Origin of the sequence: Streptomyces niveiscabiei (assembly GCF_001419795.1) — a bacterium.
In the GTDB taxonomy this organism is placed as follows: Bacteria; Actinomycetota; Actinomycetes; order Streptomycetales; family Streptomycetaceae; genus Streptomyces; species Streptomyces niveiscabiei.
The window spans coordinates 1-1,819 of the sequence record NZ_LIRL01001014.1 but is presented as its reverse complement, the minus strand read 5'-3'; the positions used below and the strand labels follow the sequence as shown (position 1 = coordinate 1,819).

1 protein-coding gene is annotated in these 1,819 nt (G+C 73.9%); it reads right to left on the bottom strand.

Annotated elements, in window-relative coordinates; all coding sequences use genetic code 11:
* Nucleotides 1-1,819: MFS transporter (locus AOK24_RS38905; RefSeq protein WP_055724650.1), on the bottom strand; the 1,819-nt coding region annotated here is incomplete at both ends.

The window sequence follows — 1,819 nt, the reverse complement described above, 5'->3', positions numbered from 1 at the left end:
CGACGTTCCCGGCGGCGTCGAGGAGCGTCACGCGCGCGTCCTCGACGGGCCGTCCGCCGCCCGCGCGCACGGTGCCGCGCAGGACGGCGCCGCCCGCGAGCTCGATGTCCTGGCGGGTCTCGCGGGCCTGCTGGACGGTGACCGGCAGGGCGGCGGGCCGGAAGGCGGGGGCGCTCGCGGCGAGGGTGTACTCGCCGGCGACCAGCTCGGTCATGGTGTAGCCGCCCTCGCGCCCGCTGCGGGTGGCGGCGACGACCTCGCCGTGGACGTTGGTGAGGGTGACCGTGGCGTCCCGCACGGGGGCGCCGTCGGCGGTGACGACGGTCCCGGCGAGGCGCCCGGCGCCGCCGAGGACGATGTCGAGGTCGACGGGCCGCTCGCCGACGGTGACGGAGACGGCCTGCGGCTGGTGCCCGCCCGCCGCGGCGATCAGCACGTACGCGCCGGAGCCCGGGGTGGCGAGCGCGTAGCGTCCGTCGTCGCCGCTGGCGCCGCGCCCGATCTGCTGCCCGGCGACGTCGATGAGGGTGAGTGCGGCGCGCGGGACGATGGTTCCGTCGGGGTGCTGGACGGTTCCGCAGACGGCGATCCCGGCCGCGTACGTCGCGCGCGCCGACGGGAGGGCGAGGGGCTCGGTCTCCGTCTCGTTGTGGGACACGAGGGGTTTCTCCTTGAGGAAGAAGGCGAGGAACAGGCCGACGAGAAGGACCGGCACGAGGTACAGGAAGATCCTCGGCATGGCGTCGGCGTAGGCGCTGATGTAGGCGTCGCGCAGGGCCGGGGGCAGCGTGTGGACGAGCTGCGGGGTGATCGACTCGGCGTCGGGCGGCGCCTGGCCCGCGTGCGCGGGGACGCGCTCGCGCAGCGCGTCGGCGAGGCGGTTCGCGAAGAGGGTGCCGAAGATCGCGGCGCCGACGCTGCCGCCGATCTGCCGGAAGTAGTTGTTGGCGCTGGTGGCGGTGCCGAGGTCGGCGGGGCGCACGGAGTTCTGCACAGCGAGCACCAGCACGGGCATGACCAGGCCGATGCCTGCGCCGAGGACAGCCATCCAGAGGCTGTAGTGCAGCCGCGGTGTGTCGGTCTCCAGGCGGGACAGCAGCCACATGCCCGCGGTGGACAGGGCGCCGCCGAGGAGGGGGTAGAGCTTGTAGCGGCCGGTGCGGCTGATGAGCTGTCCGGAGACGACGGAGGCGACGACGATGCCCGCCATCATGGGCAGCATCAGCAGCCCGGACTCGGTGGCGGTGGCGCCGTCGACCATCTGGAGAAACGTCGGCAGGTAGCTGGCCGCGCCGAACAGGGCGACGCCGATGACGAGGCCGATGAGCCCGGTGACGTTGAAGACGGAGTCCCGGAACAGCCGCAGCGGGATGAGGGGTTCGGCCGCGCGGTGCTCGGCGAGCAGGAAGAACAGGCTCGCGGCGAGGGCGCCCGCGCCGAGGCCGACGATCGTGCGCGAGCCCCACGCGTACTCGGTGCCGCCCCAGCTGGTCAGCAGGACCAGGCAGGTGGAGGCGGCGGCGAGCAGCAGCGTGCCGAGGACGTCGAAACGGGGGCGGACCTTGGGCCGGGGCAGTTTGAGGACGGCGGTGACGACGGCGAGGGTGACCAGCCCGAAGGGGACGTTGAAGTAGAAGCACCAGCGCCAGGAGAGGTGGTCGGTGAAGTAGCCGCCGAGCAGGGGGCCCGCGACGGAGGCGAGGCCGAAGGCCGCGCCGATCAGGCCCATGTACCGGCCGCGCTGCCGGGGCGGCACGATGTCCGCGATGATCGCCTGGACGCCGATCATCAGCCCGCCCGCGCCGACGCCCTGCACCGC